The organism is Rothia sp. HMSC073B08 (genome assembly GCF_001812975.1).
Lineage (GTDB): Bacteria > Actinomycetota > Actinomycetes > Actinomycetales > Micrococcaceae > Rothia > Rothia mucilaginosa.
The window spans coordinates 24,408-26,259 of the sequence record NZ_KV811075.1 but is presented as its reverse complement, the minus strand read 5'-3'; the positions used below and the strand labels follow the sequence as shown (position 1 = coordinate 26,259).

1 protein-coding gene is annotated in these 1,852 nt (G+C 60.6%); it reads right to left on the bottom strand.

Annotated features, from left to right (window positions below; all coding sequences use genetic code 11):
• Window positions 1-1,558 (bottom strand): ATP-binding cassette domain-containing protein (locus tag HMPREF2884_RS05475; RefSeq protein ID WP_070616210.1); only part of this gene is annotated, 1,558 nt, incomplete at its 3' end.
• Window positions 1,559-1,852: the final 294 nt, after the last annotated feature.

The window sequence follows — 1,852 nt, the reverse complement described above, 5'->3', positions numbered from 1 at the left end:
GCGCCAGCTGGTCACGCAGATGCTGTTCGCTCACGCCGGGGTTAGCCCGCTGCACGCACTGCAGAAGAGTGAGCTCCGGGTCAAGGCTAATGCGCTGGGGAATGTAGGCCCCCTCGATGCAATAGCCGACGCGGTAGGTGGGCTGCACGGGGGAGCGGTACTCCGGGTCTTTGGCGTGGGCGATGGCCTCGAGGAGGGTGGTCTTGCCGCTGCCATTCGCGCCGGTGATGCGCAGGTGCTCGGGGCCGCTGAGAATCAGGTGTTCTGGGCGTTCCGCCGGGGTTCCCTGATTGCTCTCGCTATCAGCCTCGGCAGGTGAAAAATGCAGAGAATCAACCTTAGTGGGTTGCTTAATGGCAAATGTTTCACGTGAAACCCGAAAATCAACACGGTGAGAATCAACCCTGTGCAGCTCCAGTACCTTGCGCCCCGCGGGTAGGGGCTGCTGGCTCAGTTCGGCGTAGATCTTCTCCTGCACGCGCACCTCATCCTGGGCGTTCTGGTATGCCTCCTGAGCCTGCTCCTGCTTGCCGATGCGCAGAACTCGAAGCTTTGCCGCCGCCTGACGTGAGGCGTCCTTGGTGAGGGCAAGAATCGTATCCGGCTGGTCGTCCTTCCAGACCTGTGCCATGTTCTTCGAGATAATCTCCTGCGCCTGCACCCACTCACGATGCGCCGAACGCACCCGGTTCTTCGCCTCGCTCACGCGACGCTGAGCCGCCTGCTGTTCGGTGTCCAGTGCCTGCCGGTATGTGCTGTAGTTACCCTCGAAGAGGCGCAGATGAGCCAGCCCCTGACGGTCAGCATGAAGCTCGGCAATCACGTTCACGCGCTCCAGTAGGTCACGGTCGTGGCTAATGATGAGCGCCGGGCAGGGGAATGCCTCCAGGGTTTCGAAGAGCTGCGCCTTTGCCGCGGAGTCCAGGTTGTTCGTCGGCTCGTCGAGCAGAATGAACTCTGGATCAGAAATCATCAGCGAGGCAAGTGCGGCGATGACCGCCTCGCCACCGGAGAAGCTGCGCATGCTGCGGGCAAAGAGCGCCCGAACCGATACCGGGTTGTCACGATCAACCACGGTCGCCGGGGTGAAACCGTAGGTTGCAAGAGCCGCGAGGGTGCGCTCCTCAATGTCCCAGTTATCCCCGATGGTCTCGTAGAGTTCGGGGGAATACTCGCCGGATTCCACCGCCTGCAGTGCCCACAGAATCTCAGAGATTCCGCAGAGCTCAGCGAGGGTCTGCTCTCGGTCCAGACCCAAATCTTGAGGTAGATACGCCATGCGTGCCGGTGCCGCCAAGGAACCGGAATCCGGCACCAAATCACCCAAAATCAACCTCATAAGGGTGGATTTTCCGCAACCATTATCGCCGATGAGCCCGGTCAGAGGTGCCGAAAATACCGCCGACAGGTCGCTGAAGAGTGTGGGTTCGCTCGGGTGCGCAAAGTGTAGATGGGCGATACTAACGTGCGCCGCCGCGTGGGAAGTGGCGTGCGAGCGGGCATCGCGGGAAGAAGCGGAACGGGGAAAGGTTGCCTGCGGCTGAAGTACGTGTGTCATACGAGCTCCTTGAGGTATGGATGCTCGGGTGCTCTCAAACTCCGACGGTGGTGCGTTGCAGTAGTGTGCCGGCGGTTTGGGGGTGCCTATGCTGAGCGCGTGGCGGTAAGAGGATCGCCCCAAAAAGGGTGCGAAAAAACCCGAGCGTAACGGTGGATGTACCTGTGCCCGGGTGCGTGCGCGCTGACGGAGACACGCAGAAAAATGGAAGTGTGCAGAGAATATGCCTGCACAAAAAGCTGCGTGAGCGCGCGAAAAATTCTTCTGAGTCCGGGCTTATGCTCGGTGGGTCAT